The organism is Micromonospora sp. NPDC002717, from assembly GCF_040295705.1.
Classification (GTDB): Bacteria; Actinomycetota; Actinomycetes; order Mycobacteriales; family Micromonosporaceae; genus Micromonospora.
Genome location: NZ_JBEOVW010000026.1, coordinates 1 through 22,875, shown reverse-complemented (window position 1 = coordinate 22,875; position 22,875 = coordinate 1). Strand labels below are relative to the sequence as shown.

24 protein-coding genes and 2 pseudogenes are annotated in these 22,875 nt (G+C 70.4%); 8 read left to right on the top strand and 18 right to left on the bottom strand.

All coding sequences use genetic code 11. The features are described 5' to 3' along the window. Window positions 1–83 precede the first annotated feature (83 nt). The 9 genes and pseudogenes from ABT006_RS28200 to ABT006_RS28160 form a co-directional block, all read right to left on the bottom strand. Window positions 84–1,244: a histidine decarboxylase gene (locus ABT006_RS28200; protein ID WP_350711259.1), complete on the bottom strand. Its 1,161-nt coding sequence runs from the start codon at window positions 1,242–1,244 to the stop codon at window positions 84–86. Beyond that, window positions 1,241–2,065 carry a hypothetical protein gene (locus ABT006_RS28195; protein ID WP_350711258.1) on the bottom strand — a complete coding sequence of 275 codons (825 nt, stop codon included), beginning with the start codon at window positions 2,063–2,065 and terminating at the stop codon, window positions 1,241–1,243. Before ABT006_RS28195 ends, ABT006_RS28200 begins: the two co-directional genes overlap by 4 nt. A 166-nt stretch (window positions 2,066–2,231) precedes the next feature. Beyond that, on the bottom strand, window positions 2,232–3,677 hold the full coding sequence (locus tag ABT006_RS28190) for an APC family permease (protein ID WP_350711320.1): 1,446 nt from the start codon (window positions 3,675–3,677) through the stop codon (window positions 2,232–2,234). Between the two features lie 11 nt (window positions 3,678–3,688). After that, on the bottom strand, window positions 3,689–4,075 hold the full coding sequence (locus ABT006_RS28185) for a hypothetical protein (RefSeq protein WP_350711256.1): 387 nt from the start codon (window positions 4,073–4,075) through the stop codon (window positions 3,689–3,691). An 83-nt stretch (window positions 4,076–4,158) separates the two neighbouring features. After that, window positions 4,159–4,560: a hypothetical protein gene (locus tag ABT006_RS28180; protein ID WP_350711254.1), complete on the bottom strand. Its 402-nt coding sequence runs from the start codon at window positions 4,558–4,560 to the stop codon at window positions 4,159–4,161. A gap of 4 nt (window positions 4,561–4,564) precedes the next feature. Further along, the gene (locus tag ABT006_RS28175) at window positions 4,565–5,206 is read right to left on the bottom strand and encodes a hypothetical protein (protein WP_350711252.1); all 642 of its coding nucleotides are present in this window, start codon (window positions 5,204–5,206) and stop codon (window positions 4,565–4,567) included. Then, the gene (locus ABT006_RS28170; protein WP_350711250.1) at window positions 5,203–6,438 is read right to left on the bottom strand and encodes a globin domain-containing protein; all 1,236 of its coding nucleotides are present in this window, start codon (window positions 6,436–6,438) and stop codon (window positions 5,203–5,205) included. The genes ABT006_RS28175 and ABT006_RS28170 overlap by 4 nt, the downstream gene beginning before the upstream one ends. 120 nt (window positions 6,439–6,558) lie before the next feature. After that, a pseudogene (locus ABT006_RS28165) lies at window positions 6,559–6,804 on the bottom strand (nitric oxide synthase oxygenase); the annotation flags it as partial. A gap of 706 nt (window positions 6,805–7,510) precedes the next feature. Continuing rightward, window positions 7,511–7,630: pseudogene (locus tag ABT006_RS28160) on the bottom strand (IS5/IS1182 family transposase); the annotation flags it as partial. 446 nt (window positions 7,631–8,076) lie between these two features. On the opposite strand from ABT006_RS28160, the gene ABT006_RS28155 reads away from it, so the two are divergent. Then, window positions 8,077–9,078 (top strand): glycoside hydrolase family protein, encoded by a 1,002-nt coding sequence (locus tag ABT006_RS28155; RefSeq protein WP_350711248.1) that lies wholly within the window; start codon window positions 8,077–8,079, stop codon window positions 9,076–9,078. Between the two features lie 11 nt (window positions 9,079–9,089). Here the strand turns inward: ABT006_RS28155 and ABT006_RS28150 are convergent, their stop codons facing one another. From ABT006_RS28150 to ABT006_RS28140, 3 genes are all read right to left on the bottom strand, one after another. Further along, entirely contained in the window at window positions 9,090–10,442 is a 1,353-nt protein-coding gene (locus ABT006_RS28150) for an RNA-guided endonuclease InsQ/TnpB family protein (RefSeq protein WP_350711318.1), read from the bottom strand. Window positions 10,443–10,702: 260 nt separating this feature from the next. Beyond that, window positions 10,703–11,950, bottom strand: coding sequence for a M14 family zinc carboxypeptidase (locus ABT006_RS28145; protein ID WP_350711246.1), 1,248 nt, complete (start codon window positions 11,948–11,950; stop codon window positions 10,703–10,705). A 205-nt stretch (window positions 11,951–12,155) separates the two neighbouring features. Next, a complete protein-coding gene (locus ABT006_RS28140; protein ID WP_350711245.1) occupies window positions 12,156–12,683 on the bottom strand; it encodes a CGNR zinc finger domain-containing protein in 528 nt (175 codons plus the stop codon). 47 nt (window positions 12,684–12,730) lie between these two features. Here ABT006_RS28140 and ABT006_RS28135 point away from each other — a divergent pair, with 47 nt between their 5' ends. Further along, window positions 12,731–13,648: an AEC family transporter gene (locus ABT006_RS28135; RefSeq protein ID WP_350711243.1), complete on the top strand. Its 918-nt coding sequence runs from the start codon at window positions 12,731–12,733 to the stop codon at window positions 13,646–13,648. A 108-nt stretch (window positions 13,649–13,756) separates the two neighbouring features. On the opposite strand, the gene ABT006_RS28130 is transcribed toward ABT006_RS28135, so the two are convergent. Further along, complete coding sequence (locus ABT006_RS28130; protein WP_350711242.1) at window positions 13,757–14,248, bottom strand: VOC family protein; 492 nt, start codon at window positions 14,246–14,248, stop codon at window positions 13,757–13,759. 151 nt (window positions 14,249–14,399) lie between these two features. On the opposite strand from ABT006_RS28130, the gene ABT006_RS28125 reads away from it, so the two are divergent. Genes ABT006_RS28125 through ABT006_RS28110 form a run of 4 tightly spaced genes read left to right on the top strand, consistent with a single transcriptional unit; the run spans window position 14,400 to window position 17,096 of the window. Beyond that, window positions 14,400–15,011: a helix-turn-helix domain-containing protein gene (locus ABT006_RS28125; RefSeq protein ID WP_350711240.1), complete on the top strand. Its 612-nt coding sequence runs from the start codon at window positions 14,400–14,402 to the stop codon at window positions 15,009–15,011. Further along, a complete protein-coding gene (locus ABT006_RS28120; RefSeq protein ID WP_350711238.1) occupies window positions 15,011–15,382 on the top strand; it encodes a hypothetical protein in 372 nt (123 codons plus the stop codon). Before ABT006_RS28125 ends, ABT006_RS28120 begins: the two co-directional genes overlap by 1 nt. After that, window positions 15,379–16,302: an ATP-binding cassette domain-containing protein gene (locus tag ABT006_RS28115; RefSeq protein WP_350711236.1), complete on the top strand. Its 924-nt coding sequence runs from the start codon at window positions 15,379–15,381 to the stop codon at window positions 16,300–16,302. The genes ABT006_RS28120 and ABT006_RS28115 overlap by 4 nt, the downstream gene beginning before the upstream one ends. After that, on the top strand, window positions 16,299–17,096 hold the full coding sequence (locus ABT006_RS28110) for an ABC transporter permease (protein ID WP_350711234.1): 798 nt from the start codon (window positions 16,299–16,301) through the stop codon (window positions 17,094–17,096). Before ABT006_RS28115 ends, ABT006_RS28110 begins: the two co-directional genes overlap by 4 nt. 190 nt (window positions 17,097–17,286) lie before the next feature. Here the strand turns inward: ABT006_RS28110 and ABT006_RS28105 are convergent, their stop codons facing one another. Further along, complete coding sequence (locus ABT006_RS28105) at window positions 17,287–17,535, bottom strand: hypothetical protein (RefSeq protein ID WP_350711233.1); 249 nt, start codon at window positions 17,533–17,535, stop codon at window positions 17,287–17,289. Window positions 17,536–17,590: 55 nt separating this feature from the next. Continuing rightward, window positions 17,591–19,018: an MFS transporter gene (locus tag ABT006_RS28100; RefSeq protein ID WP_350711231.1), complete on the bottom strand. Its 1,428-nt coding sequence runs from the start codon at window positions 19,016–19,018 to the stop codon at window positions 17,591–17,593. Window positions 19,019–19,388: 370 nt separating this feature from the next. Between ABT006_RS28100 and ABT006_RS28095 the strand changes: the two genes are divergently transcribed. After that, a complete protein-coding gene (locus ABT006_RS28095) occupies window positions 19,389–19,670 on the top strand; it encodes a heavy-metal-associated domain-containing protein (protein WP_350711229.1) in 282 nt (93 codons plus the stop codon). A 231-nt stretch (window positions 19,671–19,901) separates the two neighbouring features. Here the strand turns inward: ABT006_RS28095 and ABT006_RS28090 are convergent, their stop codons facing one another. The 3 genes from ABT006_RS28090 to ABT006_RS28080 are packed head-to-tail and all read right to left on the bottom strand — an operon-like array spanning window position 19,902 to window position 21,603. After that, on the bottom strand, window positions 19,902–20,822 hold the full coding sequence (locus ABT006_RS28090) for a M56 family metallopeptidase (RefSeq protein ID WP_350711227.1): 921 nt from the start codon (window positions 20,820–20,822) through the stop codon (window positions 19,902–19,904). Then, complete coding sequence (locus ABT006_RS28085) at window positions 20,819–21,184, bottom strand: BlaI/MecI/CopY family transcriptional regulator (protein WP_350711225.1); 366 nt, start codon at window positions 21,182–21,184, stop codon at window positions 20,819–20,821. Before ABT006_RS28085 ends, ABT006_RS28090 begins: the two co-directional genes overlap by 4 nt. A 56-nt stretch (window positions 21,185–21,240) precedes the next feature. Beyond that, complete coding sequence (locus ABT006_RS28080) at window positions 21,241–21,603, bottom strand: DUF2752 domain-containing protein (RefSeq protein ID WP_350711223.1); 363 nt, start codon at window positions 21,601–21,603, stop codon at window positions 21,241–21,243. Window positions 21,604–21,873: 270 nt separating this feature from the next. Between ABT006_RS28080 and ABT006_RS28075 the strand changes: the two genes are divergently transcribed. Then, on the top strand, window positions 21,874–22,743 hold the full coding sequence (locus ABT006_RS28075; protein WP_350711221.1) for a F510_1955 family glycosylhydrolase: 870 nt from the start codon (window positions 21,874–21,876) through the stop codon (window positions 22,741–22,743). Window positions 22,744–22,875: the final 132 nt, after the last annotated feature.

Here is a 22,875-nt window from a genome sequence, read left to right as displayed (position 1 = left end):
GCAGCCACAACAGCCTCCAACGCGGTGTCGATGTCGGGCAGTGCGAGGTTTGGTCGTGTGGGCGCCGCCAGCCGGTGTCTTGGTCATGGCTTGGTGGTGCTGGCGGCGGCGATGTCGGCTACGAACGCGTCGACTTGGCCCTTGCTGATGCCAGGCATGCAGATGATGTGGCTGATGTCACCGTCGGTGGCCAGCAGCCACTTCTTGCGTACCTGTTCCGGTGGGGTGGCAAGGACGACCGTGAACGCGTAGGGATGCCGCCACGTGGGCCAGCCGGCGGCGGTGAGCTGGTCGACTGCGTAGGCGGCGAGGGTTCGGGCTTCGCTGACCCGCCAGCGGTGTCCTTCGCGGCCGTGGGTGGCGATGGCGTGCCACAGCAGTGCGGCAGCCAGGCCGCAGCGGGAGCCGGTGATGGTGGTGTCGACGGTGTCGGTGTAGGCGACGTGGCTGCTGTGGCTGCGGACGCCGTCGCGGATGAGGACGACTCCGCATGGGGTCGGCACACCGAGAAACTTGTGACCGGACATGGCGATGCTGCCGATGCCGCTGGCGTCGTCGAGGCGTAGCCGGCCGTCGAGGGCGAGCGGGATGCCGGACAGTGCCGCGTCGACGTGCAGGTGCCCGTCCGCGCCGTACTCGTCGAGGACGGCGCGGATGCGGGTGGTGTCGTCCACCGCCTCGGTCATGGTGGTGCCGGCCGTGGCCACCACGATGGCGGGCCAGCGTCGCCGCCTGCGGACCTGCGCGGCGAGATGCGCATAGTCCATCTCCCCGTCTGGCCGTGCGTCGATGACCACGCTCCGCGCGCCCAGTATCGCCGCCGTCTTGGAGATCGAGTAGTGCGCGGCGGTCGAGTAGTAGATCCGGGCGGTGGGATAACGGCGGTAGGCGGCGTGCAGCGCGGACAGGTTGCCTTCGGTGCCGCCCGTGGTCACGTATCCCCACCGGTCATCGGCCGGCATGGACAGGATGTCGGCGACCCAGGTGATAACGGCCCGCTCCAGCACCCGCGTGTGGGCTGTCCCGCCCGGGTCCGCCGGATCGCCGATGTTGTTCCACAACCGGCTGCCCAGGCGGGCCATGACCTTGCTGTGGTCGAGGTCCACAGCCCCGGGAAACCCGATACTCGTCGCCGCGTCGGCGTCGGCCTGCTGCACCAGGCGGTCGAGGACGGCCGTGACATCGATCGGCGCGAGGCTGAGGTCCGCGGCACCGAGGAGACTGAGGGTGGAGTTGTGGGTCATGCCGGCCGCCTGGCGGTCAGGTGGGCGGTGAGGATGTCGTGCAGCGCGGCGAGCTGCCGCCACACCTCCCGGGTGGCGTCATCGTCTTCCTCGGTGAGGTGCTGGTGGGGGTTGTAGTAGGTGATCCGGTCCGGGTCGAGGGTTTTGTTGCAGCGGATTCCGTCCACGCCGATGCGGGCGTGGGGGTCACGGTCGATGTGCAGGGCGGTGCCGTCGGTCAACAGCGCGTAGCACTGGCCTTTGAGGTCGAACGCCGACCGGTAGCGGCCGTTGGCCGATCCTTCGCGCAGGGTCCGGGCGACCTGGTACCAGCGGCCCTGATCCGAGTCGAGGGTGGTGACGCCGATGCCAACGTAGGTCGCGTCGTTGGGCAGGGTCATGTCTCCGCCGTTGACCATCGAGCCTTCCGGCCCGAGAGGATGCCACCGGCGCGCAGCGGAGGCGGCACGTGAGATGTTGTCGGTGGCGACGACCGCCAGGTCGCCGAGCAGCCGAGGTAGGTCATCGGATTCCGGTGAGGCCAGCCACAGCCGGTGGGCCATGTGCAGCCGGTAGCCGTGCGGCTCGGCCGGGGCCTCGGATCTGAAGAACAGCATCACCCCGTGCGGACCGAGTGCATCGCGCTGCCCGAACCGCTCGTCGGCCTCGACCAGGTGGCCGGTGTTGGCCCGCTTGGACCGATACGCGACTTGCTTGCGCAGGTCCGCCCAGCGGCGGTCCCTAGCCGGGACACCGTCACCGTCCTGCCTCTGCGAGGGCGCAGGCGGGGGTGGTGTGGGGGGAAACGTGGTGCCAGCCGGTCGGTGGTAGTCGCCGGGCACTGGGACCGCGCCGTAGCCGGGTGGTGGTGCGTAGTCGGCTGGCCTCCGGGAGGCAGCGGGCGGTGCCGCCGGTGGGCGCTCCGGTCGCCAGCCGGGGTGAAAGGGATCGACACCGTAATGCGCGCCGGGTGCGGCAGCATGGTTTCTCATCGTCGCATTCCCCTCCTCAGATCGAGACTTTGATGGCGTCGGGAACGGCGTGCGCCGTCGGGGTACCGCGGCCAATGCCGGCGTAGACCTCCGGACGGGCTCGCCGCAGGATCCCGGCCCACACCCCGCCCGCAACGGCGGTGGCGCCGAGGATCGCGGGCAGCAGGAACGGGTACAGCGACCCGGGCGCGGCCCCGAGCAGCGAGCCGACATTGCCGAGCATCAGAGCCAGCACCACCAACCCGCCGAGCACGCCCAGGGCGGGCGCGAGCCGCCACTCCCACACCCCCGGCTGCGGCCCGCGCACGCTGTCCGGTGCCCTGAACGCGGCCACCGACGCGGCCAACAGCAGGCACAGCAGCCCCATCGCACCCAGCGTCGACAGCCAGGTGAACATCGCCGCGATGGGGTCAGCGCCGCTGAACGCGAACGCGCCCACCACCACCGTGGCGATACCGGTCTGCGTCAGTGACCCGCCGCGCGGCGCGCTGACCCGAGTCGCGCTGCCGCCCTGCGCGAGCCCAGCAGGCAGGACGCCCTCCCGGGCCATCGCGAACACATACCGTGCGAGCACGGCGTGGAACGCCAGCATCGACGTGACGATCGCGAAGACCAGCATCAGGTCCGCGAGGACAACCCACCCGTCTCCAAGACGCTCCAGGACTGAGAATGGCAGCCGGCCGGCAGGATCAGCGGCGACCTCGGCGACGGCTCCGGGGCCGACCGCCACCCCCATCGCCCACGCGGCCACCGCATACACCCCACCGAGCACCACCACTCCCGCGCTGGTGGCCCGGCTGACCGACCTGCGGTCGATGGCCTCCTCGACGAACGATCCCGGCGCGTCGATGCCCATGAACGCGGCCACGCAGAAGGCAACCGCGCCGCCAAGGCCGCTGACCGCCAACCCCGAGGCGTCGAAGCCCGCCCAGGACAGCCCACCGCCCGCCGGTTGTCCCACACCGGCCAGCACGAACGCCGTGACGACCAGCAGCGAGACGGCCAGCACGGCGGCCAGGACCCGGGTGGACAACACGATCGCCCGCAGACCCAACACCCCGACGACGGCCAGGGCGATGCCCGCCCACACCCACCACGTGCCGCCGAGCTGCGCGGCGATCGTCGCCCCGAACAGCCCGTACAGGCTGGTCTGGATGGCGTTGTAGGCCACCAAGGCGACCAGGCCGGCGGCGACGCCCCAGCCACGGCCCAGCCCGTTCGCGAGGATGCCGTAGTAGGCCGCCGGGTGCCGGACCTGGCACGCCATCGCCGTGTACCCGACCGCGAGCACCGCCACCGTACCCGCGACGAGCACGAAGGTGAGGGGCAGAGCCGTCACCTTTGTGGTCGCGTACGTCGCGACGATGCCTCCAGCGAGCACCACCATGGGCGCCGATGCCGCCGCCCCGATCACCCACAACCCGAACGGAGTCAGCGTCCGCCGCGCGAGAGCTACCTGCACATGCGTTGACTTCACCGCCACTCCCCCCGCTCCGGAGAATCCGGGCACGACGAGCGCTGGCAGCCATCCGCTGGATGCCGGTGCGCGTCGTCGGCGATTGCCGCCATCAGGTACACCGCCGCCGGCCGTACCGGGCCGCCGTGCCGATAGCCCTGGTCATCGTCGAGCCGCCGCTGCGTGGTGTCCACGTCGGGCGTGAACCTGAACGGGTCGTGGTGCCCGTCCGGCCACGCCCGCCGGATCGCGTACCCCCACGCGTACTCCGCCGACGTCGCGTCTCCCACGTCTGTGACGGCGGCACCGGTGCGGGCGGCGGGCGGCCGTGTCGGCAACCGCCGTCCGGCATTGAGCGTTCGGGGTGGGGAAGCGGTAAGGGAATGGGTGGCCAGGGTCAGCATGAGGGGGTGCCTCCTTGAAAATCGGGGCGCACAGGGTCGGGACTCCGGTCAAGCAGTTCGGACGAGTCGGCGCTTGTGCGTGATCAGTGGCGCCGGGCCGCCGAGAGGAGACTCCGGCTGGCTGGTATCGCCGATGCCACCCCAGCAGGGCACCGCGGCGTGTCCGGCTCCCTGGTGAGGGCAGCGGGGAGCTCTGGCGGCACGGCGTGATCCGCCATATGTGGGGAGGTGACCGTGCGGGGTGTGAGGAGTTCGGCCAGGAGGTTGGCGACGAAGCCCTGGCGGTCGGCCCCGAGGCGTTCGACCCTCAGCGGCGCGTACGGGGGCCTGTACCTGTCGATGACCGATTCGGGCAGGTCCGCCGGACCGAGCTGCGCAGCGCCCTCGGCGAACGCCGCGGTGATGTCGAAGTGCCGGTTTGGCGCGACGGGCGTGGGGTCCCCGATCATCGCCTTCCGGCCGAGCCAGGAAACCGCGAAGCGCATCCTGCTACTCCTTGATCGCTAGCTTCAGCCGTTCGCTGGCCTCACCAGCGGCCTCTGCGCTGGCCAGCATCTGCTCAGACTGATCGGCCAGGTACGACTGCCACTGGGACAGGTTCTCGTGCGCGGCCTGACTGGCCGTTACCAGCGCGTCATACCTCTCTTGCAGGTCCTGTAGCTGCCGCTGGAGTTCGGCGACCTGCGGGCCGGCGTATCTGGTGCTCTGGGTGGCCTGCTGGTGGGCATAGACGATGATGTCCTCGGCCTGCCGCCGCGCTTCGGCGAGGATCTCCGCGCCCTCCACGCTGGCGTCGCCGATTGTGCGGTTGGCTTCCTCCTGAACGCGCATGGTCAGCTCGAGAGCCATTGGGTCAGCTGCTTGCGGTGCGGCGCTCGGCAGGGTTCCGTAGCGGAGCATCTCGACCTGGTTGAGCAGGCCGGCCACCTCTCGTCCCCGACGGTCGATCTCGCCGCGCAGCAGCGCGATCCGATCGTCTGCGAAGCGCGCCACCGCGGCCACTTCGGCCGCCGGGTACCAATCCTTGCGACGGGAGCGGCGGGTGGCTACCAGGCTGAGGCGCTGGGTGACCTCGCCGGACTGCGGTTGCTCCGCGTCCGGTGCAGGGTGTCGGGCACCGTGGTCAGTCATCGGACTCCTGTCCAGGTGGTGGGGTCACGCGGCGTCGGCCCGGCCGGCGCCGACAGAGGTGGGTAGAGCGAGTGGTCGTAGCTCTCCGTCAAGATCCGGGCAGGGTCCACACCGGAGGCGGTCAGGGCGGTGATCGTGGACCGGGTCATCGCAGGAGACCCGCAGACGAGGATGTCTGCGTCTGCCCACGAGCCGAGCCGCAATGCGGTGTGGACGGCGCGGCCCACCTCGCCGTCCCACCCCCACCCGATTTCCACAGTGGGGACGTAGCGGAGCCACTGCTCGTCCTGGGCGGCAGACCATGCTTCTTCCGGCGCCGTCGCGGCCAGCTTCAGGAGCGCCTGGTGGTCGTACAGGTCGTCGGGTGTCTTGCCCCCCACCACCAGAGTGGTGGGACGGCCGGAGCCTCGCTGGAGCTGTTCGAGGATGGCTCGCAGCGGCGCCACGCCGGTGCCGCCAGCGATCAGCAGAAGCCGTCGGTGGGGTGCGCGGTCGTACGACGACAACGCGGTGCCCACGGGGTGCCCCAGCAGGAGTGTGTCGCCGGCTGCCGTCCGGCGCACCAAATGGGTGGAGAACCGGCCCGTCGCCCGGACGTGGAACTCAAGCGTTCCGTCGGGGCGGGGAGCGTTGGCGGGTGACAGGTACCGCCAGGTGCGCATTGTCGGCACCTGTATCGGCAGAGACTGCCCCGGCAGGTAGTTGCACAGGTAGTTCGGTCGGACGGTGAACACGCAGATGTCGGCGCGGCGGCGCTCCGTGCTGATCACCTCTGCCTGCCAGAACGGGGGCGCGACCCGTTCGGATCTGGCGGCGCCGGCGAGCATCAACTTCGCTACCGCCTGGTACGCCGTGGCCCAGTCAGCCCTCAGGGTCGGCGTCCACCCTGGCCCGACGAAGTGCTCCAGCGTTGCCAGGAGTGCCTGGCCAACCCAGATGTAGTGCCGCTCCGCCAACTGCACCGGTCGACCCTCGTGGTCTGATCCGTGGAACCGCCTGTGATCGGCGCCGAGACGCTGCGCGAATGCCGTGAGCGCATCCGGGTCGTCGATGTTCGTGATGATGTGCCCGAGCGCGGCGAGTACCTTGTCCTCCTGATACCGCATGTCGGCTGGGAACATGGCCCGGGTCTCAGGGGCGGTAAGGAACAGAGTGGCGTAGAAGTATTTCGCTGCTTCGGGGCCGGCGACGGCGAGTTGGTTCCAGCTCCGGCGCAGCGCAATAACGTCCATGTGTCAGCCCTCCTGCCGGGAGGCGAGGTAGTGGCGCTCACGCAGAGTCGGCTCGGGAGAGTACGGCGTGCGGGCACCTGGCCAGAAATTCGGGTCAGGCACCCGGGTGTCGTAGTAGCGGAGCACCTGATCGTTGGGTTGCCACCCGCGGTACCGGATCAGCTGGTCGTTCCAGACGTGGGCTCGTGGTCCTGGCAGCGGGTGACCGGGGGCGAACACCGTGATGACGGATTGGATCCGCCCGCCGTTGTCGGCCACGCGGCGGTGCTCGGCCAGATCGCTGGCGATGCTGTCAGTGGTGGTGACGGTGCGCCGGTCACGGACCTTCAGGCCGGCCCAGCGGACTCGGCCAATACGCCGGCTAGCTGAGGGTGGGATGGGGTAGCTCACGGGGCACCCACCCGACTGTCACCCGTGGCAACGCTGCCGGTCGTCAATGTTGGCTCGCTCCCGATCGTTGGGCAGGTGCCGCCGCGTTCCCCGCGTGTCCTCCGCGTGATCGTCCAGCCGGGCGGGCATCGTCGCAGTGCCACGTCTCTCCCATCCCGTTGATGTTTCGCCTCTGGTCTCTGCCATACGGCCCGCACCGGACGGGAGTTCACATCGTTGACTCAGGACGGATCGCCGCTCGTAATACCGAGTGACGGCGAAAGACCGGGACAGGGCCGGCTTGGCAGGGCACTTGTCCGACGGCCTGCTGCCTGTCGATCGGGTGACTGGCCGCCCGAGCAGAGCCACCTCGCTGCCCAGCTGGTTCGACGTCGTCGGTCGCCGAGTCAAGCCCCGGACGGGGACCGTCGCGGCCGCACTTCGCGCCATCTTCCACAGCGAATGAACCAGGCCACCGTCGATCCGTATTAACAGTGAGGTTGCCGCACGCCAATGGGGCTGCGGCCGCGGACCCACGAGTTGTGCCGACCCGCGCGGGTCGGTTCCTGTGAGAGACGGTGATCGGACGTGAGTCAGCAAGCGACGCTGGACCGGGCCGGTTGGTGGCGGTACGCCGCATGCGCCGACTGGGAGACCGAATGGTGGACCGACGGAGGACCGGACCGCACGCGGGCGGTGCAGGGATCCGGAGGCGGCGGAACCAGTGCGACAGGGCGACGGTCTGCTCCACGACCCAGCGTCGGGTGCCGAGGCCGGAGCCGTGGCCGACTCCGCGTCGGGCGATGACGGGTGCGATGCCGCGCCCGTAGCTACCGCGGGTAGTGGTGGTACCACGGGTTGCGCTGTTCGTAGGCAGCGGTAGCGGTAATAACCTCGTCATCCCGCTTCATGCGACCGATGACCTGCAGACCAACCGGCAGCTCCGGGCCTCCAGGGGATTCGGCGCGAAGCCAGCCGGCAGACTCATCGCGGGATGACCGCTAAAGTTGGCCGGAGAGGTCAAGCACCAACCAATCTGCGGATCGACGGCGACACCGTTGAAGCCCGCCGAACCCGCCTTGCTAATTCGCATTAGCATCTTGACGCCGCCGAGATGGCCCGCACAGACTCGTCAACCAACGAACCCGTCCGCGACGGTCGTCCACACCGTACGGTCGCTCAGCGAAGGTGAACGACACCCGCTGACTCGTCACGGCCGGCCCGCTCCCCCTGCCCCCATCGGCCCGCCTCGTGAACGGAGAAAACGCGATGGCGCGTACCCCTGAAGGCTCATTCTCCCGACGCACGCTGCTGCATGGTGCGGCGGCCGTCGGTGTCGCGACCACCGGCGCCGGCCTTGCCGCGACGCCCACGCCGGCGCTCGCCGCACCGGCCGGCTTCCCCAACTATCGGTACGTGCGCGACGCGTTCGCCAGCCCGTTGCGCTACAGACCGACCGGCGAGTTCATCTTCCCGTGCGTGCGCGGAGTCTACGACAAGATCAGCGGCTATCTCGGCCGCTACTACCTCTACTACGCGCCGCACGACGCACCCGGCGGCATCTGCCTCGCCTACGCCGACCGACTCGAGGGCCCCTACACCGAATACGCCAACAACCCCATCATCGACCGAGCGCTGCCGACCACCACGGTAAGCCACGTGTCGTCCCCGCACGTCGTATGGGACGCACCAACCAAACAGTTCTACCTCTACTTCCACGGCGAGAACTACACGACCCGGGTCGCCCGCTCGACCGACGGCATCCACTTCACCGACGAGACCCCGATCCTGTCGACGAGACTGGTACCCAACACGACCGAGACCTCGTACGCACGGGTCTTCGAGCACACCGTGGCCGGCAAGGGCAACCGCTACGTGATGGTGTTCATGGGCTACCACACAATCGGACCGGGCACCCGGAAGATCTTCTGGGGCTGGTCACCGAACGGCTGGAGCGGCTGGCAGTTCGACCCGAACCCGCTGGTGTCACCGTCGGGCGACGGACTCACCGACATCTCCGCGGCGCACCTGTTGAAGCGCAACGACACCGCGTATCTCGCGTATCACGGCAACAGCGGCAACATGTATCTGACCGAGATCGGCAACAACTTCGACCGCGAGGTCCACCTCGGAGTGTTCCACCGGCCGATCGCGTCGGACAACGGCCGGGTCGCGGCACCGACGTTCGGCACCGACGGCGGCGTGAGCTACATGCTCTACGAGGCCGGGCCCCGCCTCGACGCCAGGATCTGCGTGGCCCGCGCGGTCTAGTGCTGTTTCCACTAACGTTCACCGGGTTTCCGGTGGGTGTTGTGGATCCTCGCCGAATTGGCGAGCGACTCCCCACCATGTGGTGGGGCGGGCCACAGCGGGCCATCTGGACCCTTGCGCCGCCCGGGTGGGCGGCGGGGGTCACGTCGGGACCGGCCGGTGCCGGGGAGGTGCCGGCCGGCTCGACGGTGCGTGACCACCCCAGGCAACACCACAGGTGTGGGGGTGGTGGGTCCGCCGCCCGGGGTGCGGGTGGCGATGCTGGCCGCCGCGACGAGGTCGCGGTGGCCTGAGAACTGGCAGTGTGGGCAGGTCAGGGTCCGGCCCCGCGGCTTCGGCACACGACGCCGGCAGGCCGGGCAGGTCGACGAGGTGCCGCGTTCGTCGACGAGCCGGAGGGTGATGCCGGCGAGGGTGGCTTTGTCGGTCAGGATCTGCAGGAGTCGCCCGATCTGCCATTGCCGTAGCCGCAGGTTGTGCCGCCGCCCCGCCGACAGGTCCAGGACGCCGCGGGCGTCGCCGACGTGCAACACCCCCACCCGCTGCCGGACGGCCCAGTCGACGACGGTGCGGGCGGCTTCGTGTTGGGCCTGCCGCACCCGCCGCCGATGACGGGCCTCCACCCGACGGGCGCGAGCCCGGTACTGACGCCACCGCCGTGACCCCCGCTGGCCCGGCTTCGGCGCCCGGCGGGCGACGGCACGACGGCGAGTCTTGGTGTCGGCCAGGTGCATGCGGTGCTCGGCGCGGATCGCCCGCCCCGACACCAACAACGCCTCCCCACCAGGACCAGCGACCGCGTACGGGTGAATCACACCGACGTCGACGCCCGCCACCCGGCCGGGATCCGGCCCCTCACCAGCCGGATACACCGCAACCGGGACCTCGGCGGTCACATCGAGGAACAACCGGCCGCCCTCGCACAGCAGAGTGATCGAGCGGACCTGCTCCACCGGATACGGCACCTCCCGCGCCAAGCGCACCCACAGAGATGCCGTGTCTTTCGCGGTCGGGATGCGCACGCGGTGGCCGTCGAGGGTGAACGTGCCGTGGTACCAGCGCACCGGCACCAACCCCCGCCGCCGACGCGGAAACCGTGCCGACGGATCACCTGCCTTGCGGTGTTTCGCCGCCGCGAACCACGCATCCGAGAACCGCCGGAACACCGACCGCGCCCCGGTCGAGTCCAACTCCGCGAACGTGCCCGGACCGGAGGCCGACAACTCCCGACACAAATCCTGATAGCTCACCAGCGGAGTGGCTCGGCGGCGGCGTCGCCAGGCGTTGACCTCCAGTACGCACGCCCATACGTCGCCGGCCGAGCGCAGCAGACCGAAACACCGCCGCCGCTGGCCCGCCGTCACCCGCACAGCGACACGGGCGGTGCGGTGCACCACCGCAGGCGCCGCAGGATCCCGACGACGAGGCACAAACCGAAGCCAACACCACCCGTACGACAATTTTCAGAACCAACCGATTACCCGGCCAACGTTCAAAGACGGGGCACTAGCAATACCTTCCCGTCACCGGCCAGACGAGCATCTCGGCCTGGAACGGGGCACCATCCAGCCGACGCCAGCGGCCCCGGAGCTCCTGCCCCGGGGCCGCCAGCCGCTAACGATCGTCAGTCGTTGGTGGTGTCCCAGCCGTAGTCGGGCAGGTCGAAGAAGTCGTCACCGTCGACCCGGTCGACGGTGCCGTCGGCCAGGCCGTTGAGCAGCGACTCCACGCCGGTCTGCACGCTCTGCACGAGCATGCCGTGCTGCTTCTGGCCCAGGTCGTCCTGCTGGCCGCGCACCTCGAACAGCACCGTGCCGGTGCCGTTCAGGGCGAACGCCGAGCGGCCCTGGCCCGCGTACTCCCGGTTGTCCGGGTGGTAGTACCGGCCGATGGCGGCGAGCTTCGACTGGTCGCCGTACTTCGCGGTCATGCCGTTGGCGACGGTGAGGGCGTAGCGGCGGGACTTGTCCTGGTCCAGCGCCGGCCACGTCGCCTTGTACGCGGCGCCGTCCTGCACGCCCAGCGGCGGGTAGTCGAGCGAGACGGAGATGAGGTTGCCGTCCTGCTCACCGCCGGTGATCCGGTCGCACGGCCCCATGTGGTGCAGGTCGATGTACGCGTCGACGGCGCCCTTCTCCTCCCGCAGACCCACGTAGACGTCGCGGATGGCCCGCGACTCCGGGGAGAGGAAGAACCCGGCGTCGGTGTCGCGGCCCGGAAGGTCGGCGGCGCGCGGAACGTAGTCGAGGTCGGGGTTGAAGTCGCGGTTCAGGTCGTAGCCGGGCAGGTTGATGCCGTCCCCGTTGAGCCGGTGGTACCAGGCGCGCGGGGCGCCGGCCAGCTGCGGGAACTCCGCGACCGTCGCGTCCCAGGACCGTACGTTCATGCGCCGGTTGAGCTCGCCGCCGTCGGGGTTGACCATCGGCATGGCGACGAAGGTGACCTCGGTGAGGATCTGTCGCGTCTGCGCGTCACCGGCGCTGCCCAGGCGCTTGAGGATCCCGAGCAGCGCCTCGGTGCCGGTCCGCTCGTTGCCGTGGATCGCGCTGGTGACCAGCAGCACCTTGTCGCCGGTGCCGACCCGGGCCGTGTACAGCTCCCGGCCCTCCGGCGAGCGCCCGACCACCTCGACGTCCACCCGGCCGCCGCTGGTGCGCTCGATCTGCGCCAGCTGGTCACCGACCTGCTCGTGGTTGCTCCAGCCCGACCAGGACGGGTCCTCGGCGATCTTGCAGCTGCCCTGCCCCGGTCCCTCGGGAGCGGCGGCGGAGACGGCCGGAGCGGTGAGGATGGAGCCGGCCAGCGCGGCCGTCACGGCGGCGGCCAGGGCCCCGCGGGAGCGAAGGATCGTCGACTTCGTGTGTACCTGCACGCGTACTCCTCTCGTGGATCCACCGACCACCGAGCGGGGCGCGGAAGAGCGCTGGTGACGCCCGGGGAGCGGACCACCTCTTGCTTTGGAGGATCTTGACCTGCGCGGACGGCGGACGCAATAGAGAGCTGCGCTTTTCTCGATGTGCGGGCAGGTTCCGGCCGACGCGGGGGCCCTGCCACCCGGCGCGTGGTCTGATCGTCGATCACCTGCCTGCTCGGCGCTGGGTCCGATGGCGATGCACGGCGTCGTGGTTGCCGCACCGGGTCGAGCAGTATTCGCGCCGCCCGTTGCGGCTGGTGTCGACGAACACCGTCACGCACGTCGACCGGGCGCAGACGCCCAGCCGCCGCCCTTCCGCCTCGACCGCGAAGATCGCCAGGCCGCCGGCCGTGACCGCTCGGACCCGGCCGACGGCATCATCGTCCTCGGGCGTGAAGTGCAGGTGCGGACGCAGCCCGTCGTGGGTGGTCAGAAACGCCCCGGCAGTTCCCTCGACCAGCAGCGCGTTGATCGCCGCGCAGCGCTCGTCGGTCCCGGACGCCTCGAACACGGCTCGCAGTCGCACACCCCACACCCGCAGGATCTCTGCCTGCCGGGCCGTGAGCGCCGGTCGGCGGATCTCGTGCGTACGCAGGACCGCCTCGATCTCCCCCGCCCCGGTCCCGCCCACGCCGGACCGGCCCTCGACCACGAGGTTGGCGAGATCGGCGGCGAGACGGACCCCGGTCATGTTGTCATGGTTGAACTGCACTGAACCATTGCAACACAGTCGTTGACATGCATCTCGTCGTCATGGCGGTCGTCCCGATCGTGCTGCTGCTCGGACTCGGCACGGTGCTGCGCCGGCGGCTGGTGACCGACCCGGGATTCTGGCGCGGCATCGAGTGGATGAGCTACCGCGTCTTCACGCCCGCGCTGTTCGTCACCTCGATCGCCGCGACCGACCTGGCCGCCGCCTCGCCAGCGGCATTGCTGCCCAGTCTGGCCGTCCCGGTCGCCGTCGTCTCCGTGCTCGTCATCGCCCTGCGTCGTCCGCTCCGCGCGAACGGCCCGCAACTGACCTCGCTGGTCCAGGGCAGCATCCGCATCAACACCTACATCGGGCTCGTGTTCGCGTCCGCCACTTTCGGCCCGGAAGGCGTCGCCACCTTCGCCCTGGCCGCCGCGGTCATGGTCCCGCTCGTCAACGTCATATCGGTGAGCGTCCTGTCGAAACACGGCGACCGGGACGACCGCCACCCGCCCAGGCTCTGGCGCGAACTCCTCGGCAACCCCCTCATCCAGGGCTGCGTGGCCGGCCTCGCCCTGAGCCTGCTCCACATCGAACTGCCCGCGTTCCTGGCCACCACCCTCGACATGCTCGCCGCGCCCGCGCTGGTGAGCGGAACGCTGGCGGCAGGTGCGGCAATCACCTTCCGCCTGCGACGGCGCGATGTCGTCGACGTCCTCTCGACATCCGCGCTCAAGCTCGTCGCCCTGCCCCTTACGGCGGTCGCCATCGCCACAGCACTCGGCGTCAGCGGCGCGACGCTCACCAGCATCGCGATCATCTGCGCTGTCCCGACCGCACCGTCCGCCTACGTCCTCGCCAGGCGGATGGGCGGCGACACGCACCTCATCGCGTCCATCACCGGCGCGCAGACGCTGCTCTCGATCGCCACGCTTCCGTTCATCGTCGGCCTGACCACCGGATGACCATCCCTGCGCCCGGCGGCACACCCCCCGCGGCCAGGTCCGCGGGGCAGTCTCGACCGAGCGGCGTTTCGACCCAGGCCGTCCGCTAGGAAGTCGACGCGTGAGGGGTCACCGCTGGGTGAGGGCCGGTCGTCCCATCTCAGCGAGGATTCCGGTGCCCTGACCGAGTTCAATGAGGTAGCCGTCCGGATCACGCAGGTAGCAGCGGATCTCCACCCCGTGATCCTTCGGTTCGGTCAGGAACTGTCCGCCGCGGGAGCGCCACAGCTCGTAGACGGCGCGCACGTCGGTGACCCGGATGTTGAGCGCGCCGCTGAGCACGTTCGGGTCCGCCGGTGCCTGCGCCCGGACGGTCGGCTTGTCGTCGGTCGGGCCGCCCTCGTCGTTGATCACGATGTAGCCGTTGTGCAGTCGGAGAATGGCCGGTTGCCGCTCGCGCACCACCGTCGCTCCCAGCACGTTGCGGTAGAACTCCCGCGAACGGTCCACGTCCCGCACGATCAACAGGTGGGTGAGCACCAGCCCGTGCTCGGGCTGGAAATAGTCGGGTGCCTCGTCCGTCACCGTGGTCTCCTCCAGGTCGGCCGGACGGGTACCCACGCGGGCGACGGGCACACCTGTCCGCCTTCGGGGAGCCCAGGGCGCAGCGCGGTGACCGTGCCGTCGAGCGCGCCATCGCCGGACACGAGATCACCCGACAGGAGACCACCACCCTTACCATTCTCATTCTCAATAGTGATACCGTTGGCTCGTGGAGTTGTCGAGGGAGCGTTGGGCAGAGTTGGCGCTGCACCCGGTGCGCATCCGGGTCCTGCGGGCGGTGGCGGGTGCGCGGCTGACTACGCACGACCTGGCGGCGCTGTTGCCGGACATCCCGCAGGCCACGCTGTACCGGCACCTGGCCACGCTGGTCAAGGCCGGCCTGATCGAGGTGGTGGAGGAACGCAGGATCCGCGGGGCCGTCGAGCGGGTCTACGCCCTGCCGGCCCACGGCGCGACGCTGGACGCCGCAGCCCTGGCCACCGCGACGCCCGAGGATCACGCCCGCTACTTCACCGCCTTCGTGTCGAGCCTGCTGTCGGAGTTCTCCCGCTACCTCGCCCGCGAGCGGATCGACTTCGCCGCCGACGGGGTCGGGTACCAGCAGCTCGTGCTCCACCTGACCGACGCGGAGCTGGCAAAGTTCGCCGCCGACCTCAGCCAGGTCATCGGCCCGCTGCTGGGCAACGAGCCTGGCGAGGGCAGGGTGCCTCGACTGCTGGCCACCATCCTGCTGCCGGCCGATCAGCCGGCAGCCACCGACAGTCCACAACAGACGCCAGAGCGGGGCGAAGGCTCCGACCCGAGGGAAGGGAATGACTGATGGCCTCAGTCACGGTTGCCATCGACCTGGTCGACATTCGGTTCACCGGGTGGGAGCGGCTCTGGATCGGGCGTGAGCGGCTGGCTGTCCCCGTCACTGCGGTGCGGAGTGTGGCCGTTGTGGCCGACCCGCTGCGCCTGGCGCGGGGCGCCCGGCGCGGAATGGTGGTGTCCGGCTTCGTCAAGATCGGTGTTTGGGGGTTGTTCGCCGGTCCCCGTCAGCTCGTGGCGGCACGCCGGGGCGAGCTGGGGCTGCATCTCGGCCTGGACCGAGCGGCCGCCGGTGGTCAGTTCGACGAGGTCGTGCTCTCCAATCCGGCTGCGCCGGAGATCGCGGACGCGATCGGACGCGCGTCGGCGGCCGGCGCGTGAACGGCGACCGCCTGACGATCGAGGTCTCGCACCTGACCAAGCGGTACGGCGAGGTCACCGCCGTACGTGATCTGACCTTCACGGTCGAACCGGGAGTGGTCACTGGCTTCCTGGGCCCGAACGGCGCGGGCAAGACCACCACGATGCGCATGCTGACCGGCCTCGTGTCACCCACCTCCGGCACTGCGACGATCGGCGGCCAGCCGTACGGGCGGCTGCCACGGCCGTCACGCACCGTCGGGGCGGTGTTCGACGCAAGCGCGTTCCACCCCGGCCACACCGCCCGCGACCACCTGCGCGTCTACGCCGCGATGGGCGGCTACCGGGACAGCCGGGTCACCGACCTGCTCGACCTGCTCGGCCTCACCGAGGCCGCCGACCGCCGCACCCGCGGGTTCTCCACCGGCATGCGGCAACGACTCAGCCTCGCCACCGCCCTGCTCGGCGACCCCTCGGTGCTTCTGCTAGACGAGCCGAGCAACGGCCTCGACCCCGAGGGCATGCTGTGGTTGCGTGGCTTCCTGCGCCGGCTGGCCGATGAGGGGCGCACGATCCTGATCTCCAGCCACGTGCTCAGCGAGATCCAGCAGCTCGTCGACGACGTGGTGGTGGTCCGCCACGGCGAGCTCGTCGCCGCTGGACCGTGGTCACGGCTCGCCGGACCGCCAGCGGTGCTGGTGAGCTCGCCGGATGCCGACCGGCTGGCCGCCGCCCTGCGAGTCAGCCGGCCAGACGGCGACGCACCGCGGGTCGAAGCCGTCGGGGCGGGCCGGCTACGGGTGTACGGGCTGGACGCGCCGCACGTCGCCGACCTGGCCGCCACGTGCCGGCTGCGGATACACGAGCTGGTCACCGAGAACCCCAGCCTCGAACAACTTTTCCTCCACCTGACCACCGACAGGGCGGCGACCACCGCATGAACCACCTGATCAAGGCCGAGTTCCGCCGGTTGTTGGCCACCCGTCTGTGGAGTGGGCTGCGGCTCGCCGCCGTGCTGATCGGCGGCGGCATGATGGGTGCGATGGCGCTGGTCGGTCCGGAGAACTTCGACCCACCCATGCCCGGACTGGACACCGAAACCGGCATCCGCTCGATCCTCGGCATCCTCGGTTACACCGCGTTCGTGCCGGCCGCCGTCGGCACACTCGCCGTCACGTCCGAGTACCGGCACCGTACCGCCGCCGTCACGTTCCTGTTCGCGCCGCGCCGGTGGCAGGTGTTGGCGGCCAAGCTCGCCGCGTACGGCGTCGGTGGACTGGCGTACGGGCTGGTCCTCGCCGGCACCGCCGCCGCAGCCCTCTTCGCGGTCGCCGCCGCCCGCGGCGTCGCGCTCGGCCTGCCAGCCAGCACGGTGCTGGCGTTGCTGGCCCGCATCGGCCTGGCCATGGTCGTGTACCTGCTGATCGGCGTGGGCATGGGCGCCCTGATCCGCCACCAGGTCATAGCCCTGTGCGTCGTGATCGGCTACCTGTACCTGGGCGAGACGCTGCTCATGATGATCCCCGGCATCAACGCGCTCTATCCAGTCCTGCCCGGTGGCGCCACCGCCTCCCTCACCGACTTCACCTACCTTGCTGACGCCATGTCCGAACAGGTCGGCAGCACGGCCATCCAGCTACTGCCACCAGCCACCGGCGCACTGCTGCTCACCACGTACGCACTCGCCGCCTCGCTGATCGCCGTCATCATCCCCATGCGCCGCGACATCACCTGACCCGACGTCCCCAACATCGAGGCCGAAGCGCAGAGCCGTCATTCATGCGTACTCGAGCGGCCCGGTCAGGTCGTGCTCCGCGACGGCTTCGGTGAAGTCGGTGAGCTGTCAGGCGCTGGCTGCGACCGCCGAGCTTCGGGGCGGTCGGCCGTTACGGCCGACCGCCCCGAAGACGTCATCAGGTGGCGGATCACGCAAGTGGCGGTTCAGACCTGGCCCGCACCGTCGCCTTTGCCTCCGGCCGGGTCGTTGTGGAGGTGACTCGGCGCTCGGCGGTGGGGCCGGTGTTGTCTGCGACGGCAACGCCTTCCGCGGCGAGCCGTTCGAAGGCGTCGCGAGTGGCGGCATCGGCACCTCGGGCGTCGTCCGTAGCGGGGTGCCGGGCGGTGGCGTTCGACGGGTCGTCGTGGGCGGTCGGGGTCGGGTCGATGGTGGTCATGGTGCTCTCCTTCACACACTGCTGGTGATCGAGGTGAGTGTGGTGGGGATTCGGGTCAGCTGACCTGGGCGGGCTGGGCGTCGGTGGTCTGTTCCGGGTGGGGTGCGGTGCTGCGCAGGGTGATCGCCGCGATGGCAGCTCCCGCGGCGGCGATGATCCCGGCGCCGATGAAGGCGGCGGAGTAGCCGTCGGTCAGGGCCGGCAGGTCGCCGAGTTGGTCGGCGCCGTAGGACGCGGCGACGGCGGTCATGGCGGCCAGGCCGAGGGCGGAGCCGACCTGGTAGCTGGTGTTGACGATGCCGGATGCCAGCCCGCCTTCCTCGGGGCGGGCGCTGGAGATCGCGGTGCCCAGCGACGGGATGAAGGCGAGCGACATGCCCAGCGCCGCGACGAGTGAGGCGGGCAGGACGTCGGTGACGAAGGTGCCGTCCGGGCGGATCAGAGCGAGCCATCCGAGGCCGGCGGCGAGGACCGCGAGGCCGGTCACGACCATGGGCTTGGGGCCGAATCGGTTGATGGCCCGCGGTGCGAGGGCGATCATCCCGACCATGATGAGGACGGTCATGGGCAGCAGCGCGGCACCGCTGGGGAAGGCGCTGTAGCCGAGGACCTGCTGCAGGTACAGGTTGAGGTAGAACCACATCGGGATCCAGGCCGCGCCGAGCAGCAGTTGGGCGATGTTCGCGGCGGCGAGGTTCGTGGCGCGGAAGATGGACAGGCGCATCAGCGGCTCCCGGCGGGCGGCCTGGATGGCGAGGAACGCCGCCAGGGCGGCGACGGCGCCGGCCAGGACCAACCAGGTCTGCCCGGAGGACCAGCCGACCTCGGGGGCGCGGACGATGGCGTAGACGGCGGCCCCGAGACCGAGGGTCACGGTGAGCGCTCCGGCGACGTCGAGGGAGCCTCGGCGGGCGCCGCCGGCCGGCATCAGCGCCGGGGCGGCGAGGACGGCGACCAGCGCGATCGGGATGTTGATGTAGAAGACCCAGGGCCAGCTGACGTACTCGGTGATGACGCCGCCGAGGAAGACGCCGGCGGTGCCGCCGGCGGGTGCCGCGGCTCCGTAGAGAGCAAGGGCTCTGGTGAGTTCCCGCGGCTCGGCGCCGAAGAGCATCATCAGCAGGGTCAACGCCGAGGGCGCGATCAGGGCGGCGCCGGCGCCCTGGACGGCGCGGGCGGCCAGCTCGACGGCGACGCTGTCGGCCAGGCCGGCGGCGGCCGACCCGGCCAGGAGGATCAGCCAGCCGGCGGTGAACATGCGGCGGGCGCCGAACAGGTCGGACAACCGGCCGCCGAGCAGCAGCAGGCCGCCGAAGGCGACGACGTAGGCGTTGAACACCCAGGACAGGTTCTCTGGCGAGAAGCCGAGGTCCGTCTGCATCCGAGGTAGAGCGACGCCGATGATCGAGGTGTCCATGATGACCATGAACTGGGCGAGCGCGATGAGGCCGAGCGCCCACCACCGCTTGGTCCTGGGTGACATCACAACCACTCCTTTATGCCCCTAGGGGGTACGGGTAAGTGGAGAATGTTTACCCCCTAGGGGTATCTGACGTCAAGTGATCCACGCCAACGACACCCGAACACACGAACCCCTTGCGCCATATACCCCCCTGGGGTAGCGTCCACTTATCCAGAAAGGCGGATCGTGACGGGGACACCGGCACCCAGGCAGAGGACGCCCACACCGCAGCTCCTCCGGGCTGAGGGAGGGGCTCCGGGTGACCAGAGGGTCAGACGAGGGTCCTTGTTGCACCGGCATCCCACGCACCGTCGCTGCGAAGCGGTCGGTGGTGGAGAGCCGTCCAGTCCTGATCCGCCGTGCCTACCCACACCCACCAGAGGAGATGTCCATGTGCAACAGCGAATCCAGTTGCGGCTGCGCCACTGCCGTTGACACCGCCCCGCCGGCCACCGCCACCCAGGACGGCGTCCGGACCACCTACACCGTGTCCGGAATGACCTGCGGGGGCTGCGCCAACTCCGTACGCAAGCACCTCAGCACCGTCGCTGGCGTCACGGGCGTCGAGGTCGATGTGACCGACGGCCTGGTCACCGTCACCAGCGACGCCGCCCTGGAGACCGCCGACGTACGCACCGCAGTCGAACAGGCCGGCTACCAGCTCGTCGGCTGACCACCTGGCCGGTCGTGTCCGTCCCGGACACGGGCACGACCGGCCGCGCCCCTGCCGCATCAACACGGTCACAGGAGTCGACATCTGGGCTTGAACGGCTGCCGTCCGGCGTCATGGCCCCTCCGAGGTGCACCGCTTGGCTTGCCTGAAGGAACGCTGACGTTCGGTTCGTGGCGTGACGGAATCGCGCCTCTTCAGCGAACCTGGTTCGCCACGGGGGCCGCAGGATGCTCAGGCGCAGAAGAGGATGGTGGTGGCGACACTGACCAGTGCCGGCGCGAGCACCGCGGCCAGCGGAAGTGCGACACGGGTCGACGCCCGGGAGCCCGGTTCCCCGGCCTGCAGGCGGTGCAGCCGCATAGGCACGTCCGCTCCGGCCATCGGCAGGGCGTGCGCGGGGTGTGGAGCACCGTTGAGGGCGATCAGCGCCGCGCGAACTGCGGGCGCGCCGCAGGCGCGCACGGCGGCCGCGTCGGCGGACAGCTCGACCAGAAGGCGCATGGCGCGCGGGGCGCGGCGGGTCAGCGGCACCCACGGTGCGGCCGCCGCCAGGACCTCCGCGAGGGCGACGATCAGATGGTGGCGGCCGCGCAGGTGGGCCCGCTCGTGACACAGCACCGCTGCGCGTTGCGCAGCGGGCAGGCCCAGGACGCCAGCGCTGACGACCAGCAGGCCCCGGCCGCCACCAACGCTGTAGGCCAGTGGCGCGCGATGCGGAACCCGCAGCACCGGTTCACGCTCCGGCGTGAGGGTTTCGCCGACCAGGGTCACCAGGTCCTGGTGTGCTTGTCGGGAGTCGCGGTGCGAACGCCGCTGTCGGGCAGCAACGACCACGCCTCGCGCGGCCAGCGCGGCGACCGCCACCACGCCGGTCACGCCAAGGACCTCGTCCTGCGCCGGCAGCCGGCCGTGGCGCACCGCAAGCCAACAGTGGTGCGCGAGATACTCTGCCCAGTCCTCGACGCTATCGGCGGGCGTGAGCAGCAGTACCACCCCGGCGGTGAAGGTCAGCAGCACTGCGGCCAGACTGCCCCACCAGGCGAGCAACACGGCGACCGGGTCACGAACCCCGCCCACGGCGCGCTCCAGCGGGGCCGGGGCCAGCCAGGCTACGACGAACGCACCGACGATGAGGGCGATGCCCGGGCTCACCGGCGATCCGACTGCTCGCCGAGCACCTGCCGCAGCACCGCCAGTTCCCGGTCAGAGGCCGAACGGGCGAAGTGCAGAAGCACCACGTCGGGTTGGAGACTTGTCTCCAGCATGCGCCGCAAGGTTCGAGCCACGAGTTCCTCCCGGCTGCCGGCGGGCCGATAGTGGTACGCCTTGCCGCTCTTGTCGCGCAGCACCCACTGCTTGCGGTGCAGGTTGTCCAGCACAGTCATGACGGTGGTGTAGGCCAGGGTGCGTCCGGTCAGTCTGTTGAGCACCTCACGCACCCGCAGGGGCTCACCCGCCTGCCACAGCACGTCCATGACGGCGGCTTCCAACTCACCCAGGCCGTTCAACGGCACACCGCCTCCCACATCCACGTCAGCCTACGCTGACCTCGCAGCGCCGTTCCTCGGTGCTACGGCGTCAGGTTGGGGATGTCGAACCAGGAGAACGGCGCCCACGGCAGGTTACGCAGCACCGTGCTGTGGAGCAGGAAGACGGCGGCGTACGCCCCGTAGGCCCAGGCGGGCAGGCGCAGCGCGGGTAGTTCGCGGTCGAGCCAGGCCGAGGCGAGGAATCGCACGCCGAGGTACGCCACGAATGGCACCGCGATCAGCGCGGCCAGGTGGTGGCGAGCGGCCTCGACGAGGTCGCCGTGCAGCAAGTAGTAGAACATGCGGGTGCCACCGCAGCCCGGCCCGTTGACGCCGGTGAGGGAGTGCCACAGGCAGGGGCCGGTCGGGTCGGCGACCCGGTCGGTGGGATCGAATCGCAGCACGAATCCCACCGCTGCAGCCAGTACCGCGGCTCCGGCAACCGATACCGCGCGTCGCAACGCCCGGTTGGGCGCCGCCATGACCTGACGCACCGACAACCTCCTCGCTGCGCCGACGCTGGGCGCACACTCGCTGGCGCGTCATGTCCGCACCGTGACGCCTGACGACACTACTACTATCCAGCCATAGTAGATGGCATACGATCCGGGGGACGGCGCGGGATGATCCCGGGCCGCCAGCGCAGGTCGCAGGGCGAGGCAAGGGAGCTTGGTGTGGCCCACAAGGGGCAGAATCGGTTGGCATGGATCGGCGTCGCGGTCGGCGTCCTCCTGCTGGTCACCGCCGCGGCCACCGCCGTCGGCCGGCGTGGCGACGCCACCTCCACCGGCTCGTCGGCGTTGGGCAGCGGCGGGCTGGGCCACGTGCACGGCCTGGGCGTGAACCCCGCCGACGGACAGCTGTATGTGGCCACCCACCACGGAGTGGTCCGGTTCTCCGGTGCCGAGGCGACCCGGGTGGGGAACGGCCGACAGGACACGATGGGCTTCACGGTGACCGGCCCCGACGAGTTCCTCGCCTCCGGGCACCCGGCCCCCGGCGAGGACGGGCCGAGGCACCTGGGGCTGATCCACAGCACCGATGCCGGCCTTTCCTGGCGGACCCTGTCCCTGGCCGGGCAGGCCGACTTCCACCTGCTGCGCTCTTCCGGCGGCGTCGTGTACGGCCTCGATTCGACCAGCGGCGCCCTGATGGCCAGCACCGACCGGGTCGCGTGGCAGACCCGTTCCACGATCGAGGCCTACGACCTGGCCGTCGACCCGCACCGTCCGAACACCCTCCTGGCAACCACGGAACAGGGCACGCGCCGCTCCACTGACGGTGGCCGCACCTGGGCGCCGGCCGGCGGTCCACCAGCGGTGCTGCTGCACTGGTCCGCGCGGGAGCTGGTGGCGGTCACGGCGGATGGCGCACTGGTGCGTTCCGTCGACGGTGCGGCGACCTGGTCGCCCACCGCCGGGCGCGCAGCGGGCGCCCCGGTCGCGCTCACCGTGCACGAGAACCTCATCTACCTGGCCACCGAGGACGGCCGGGTGTTGCGCAGCGCCGACTCGGGCGCGACGTGGCAGCCGATGACGCCCTGAACCGACGTACCCGAATCGCCTGCGCCTGTCCAGGCGGGCGGCGGCCCGGTCGGATCATCCCGACCGGGCCGCCGTTCGTGCGTGTGTCAGTGCTGTCCGGGGGTGAGCTTGACCCGGCGCAGCAGCTGGGCG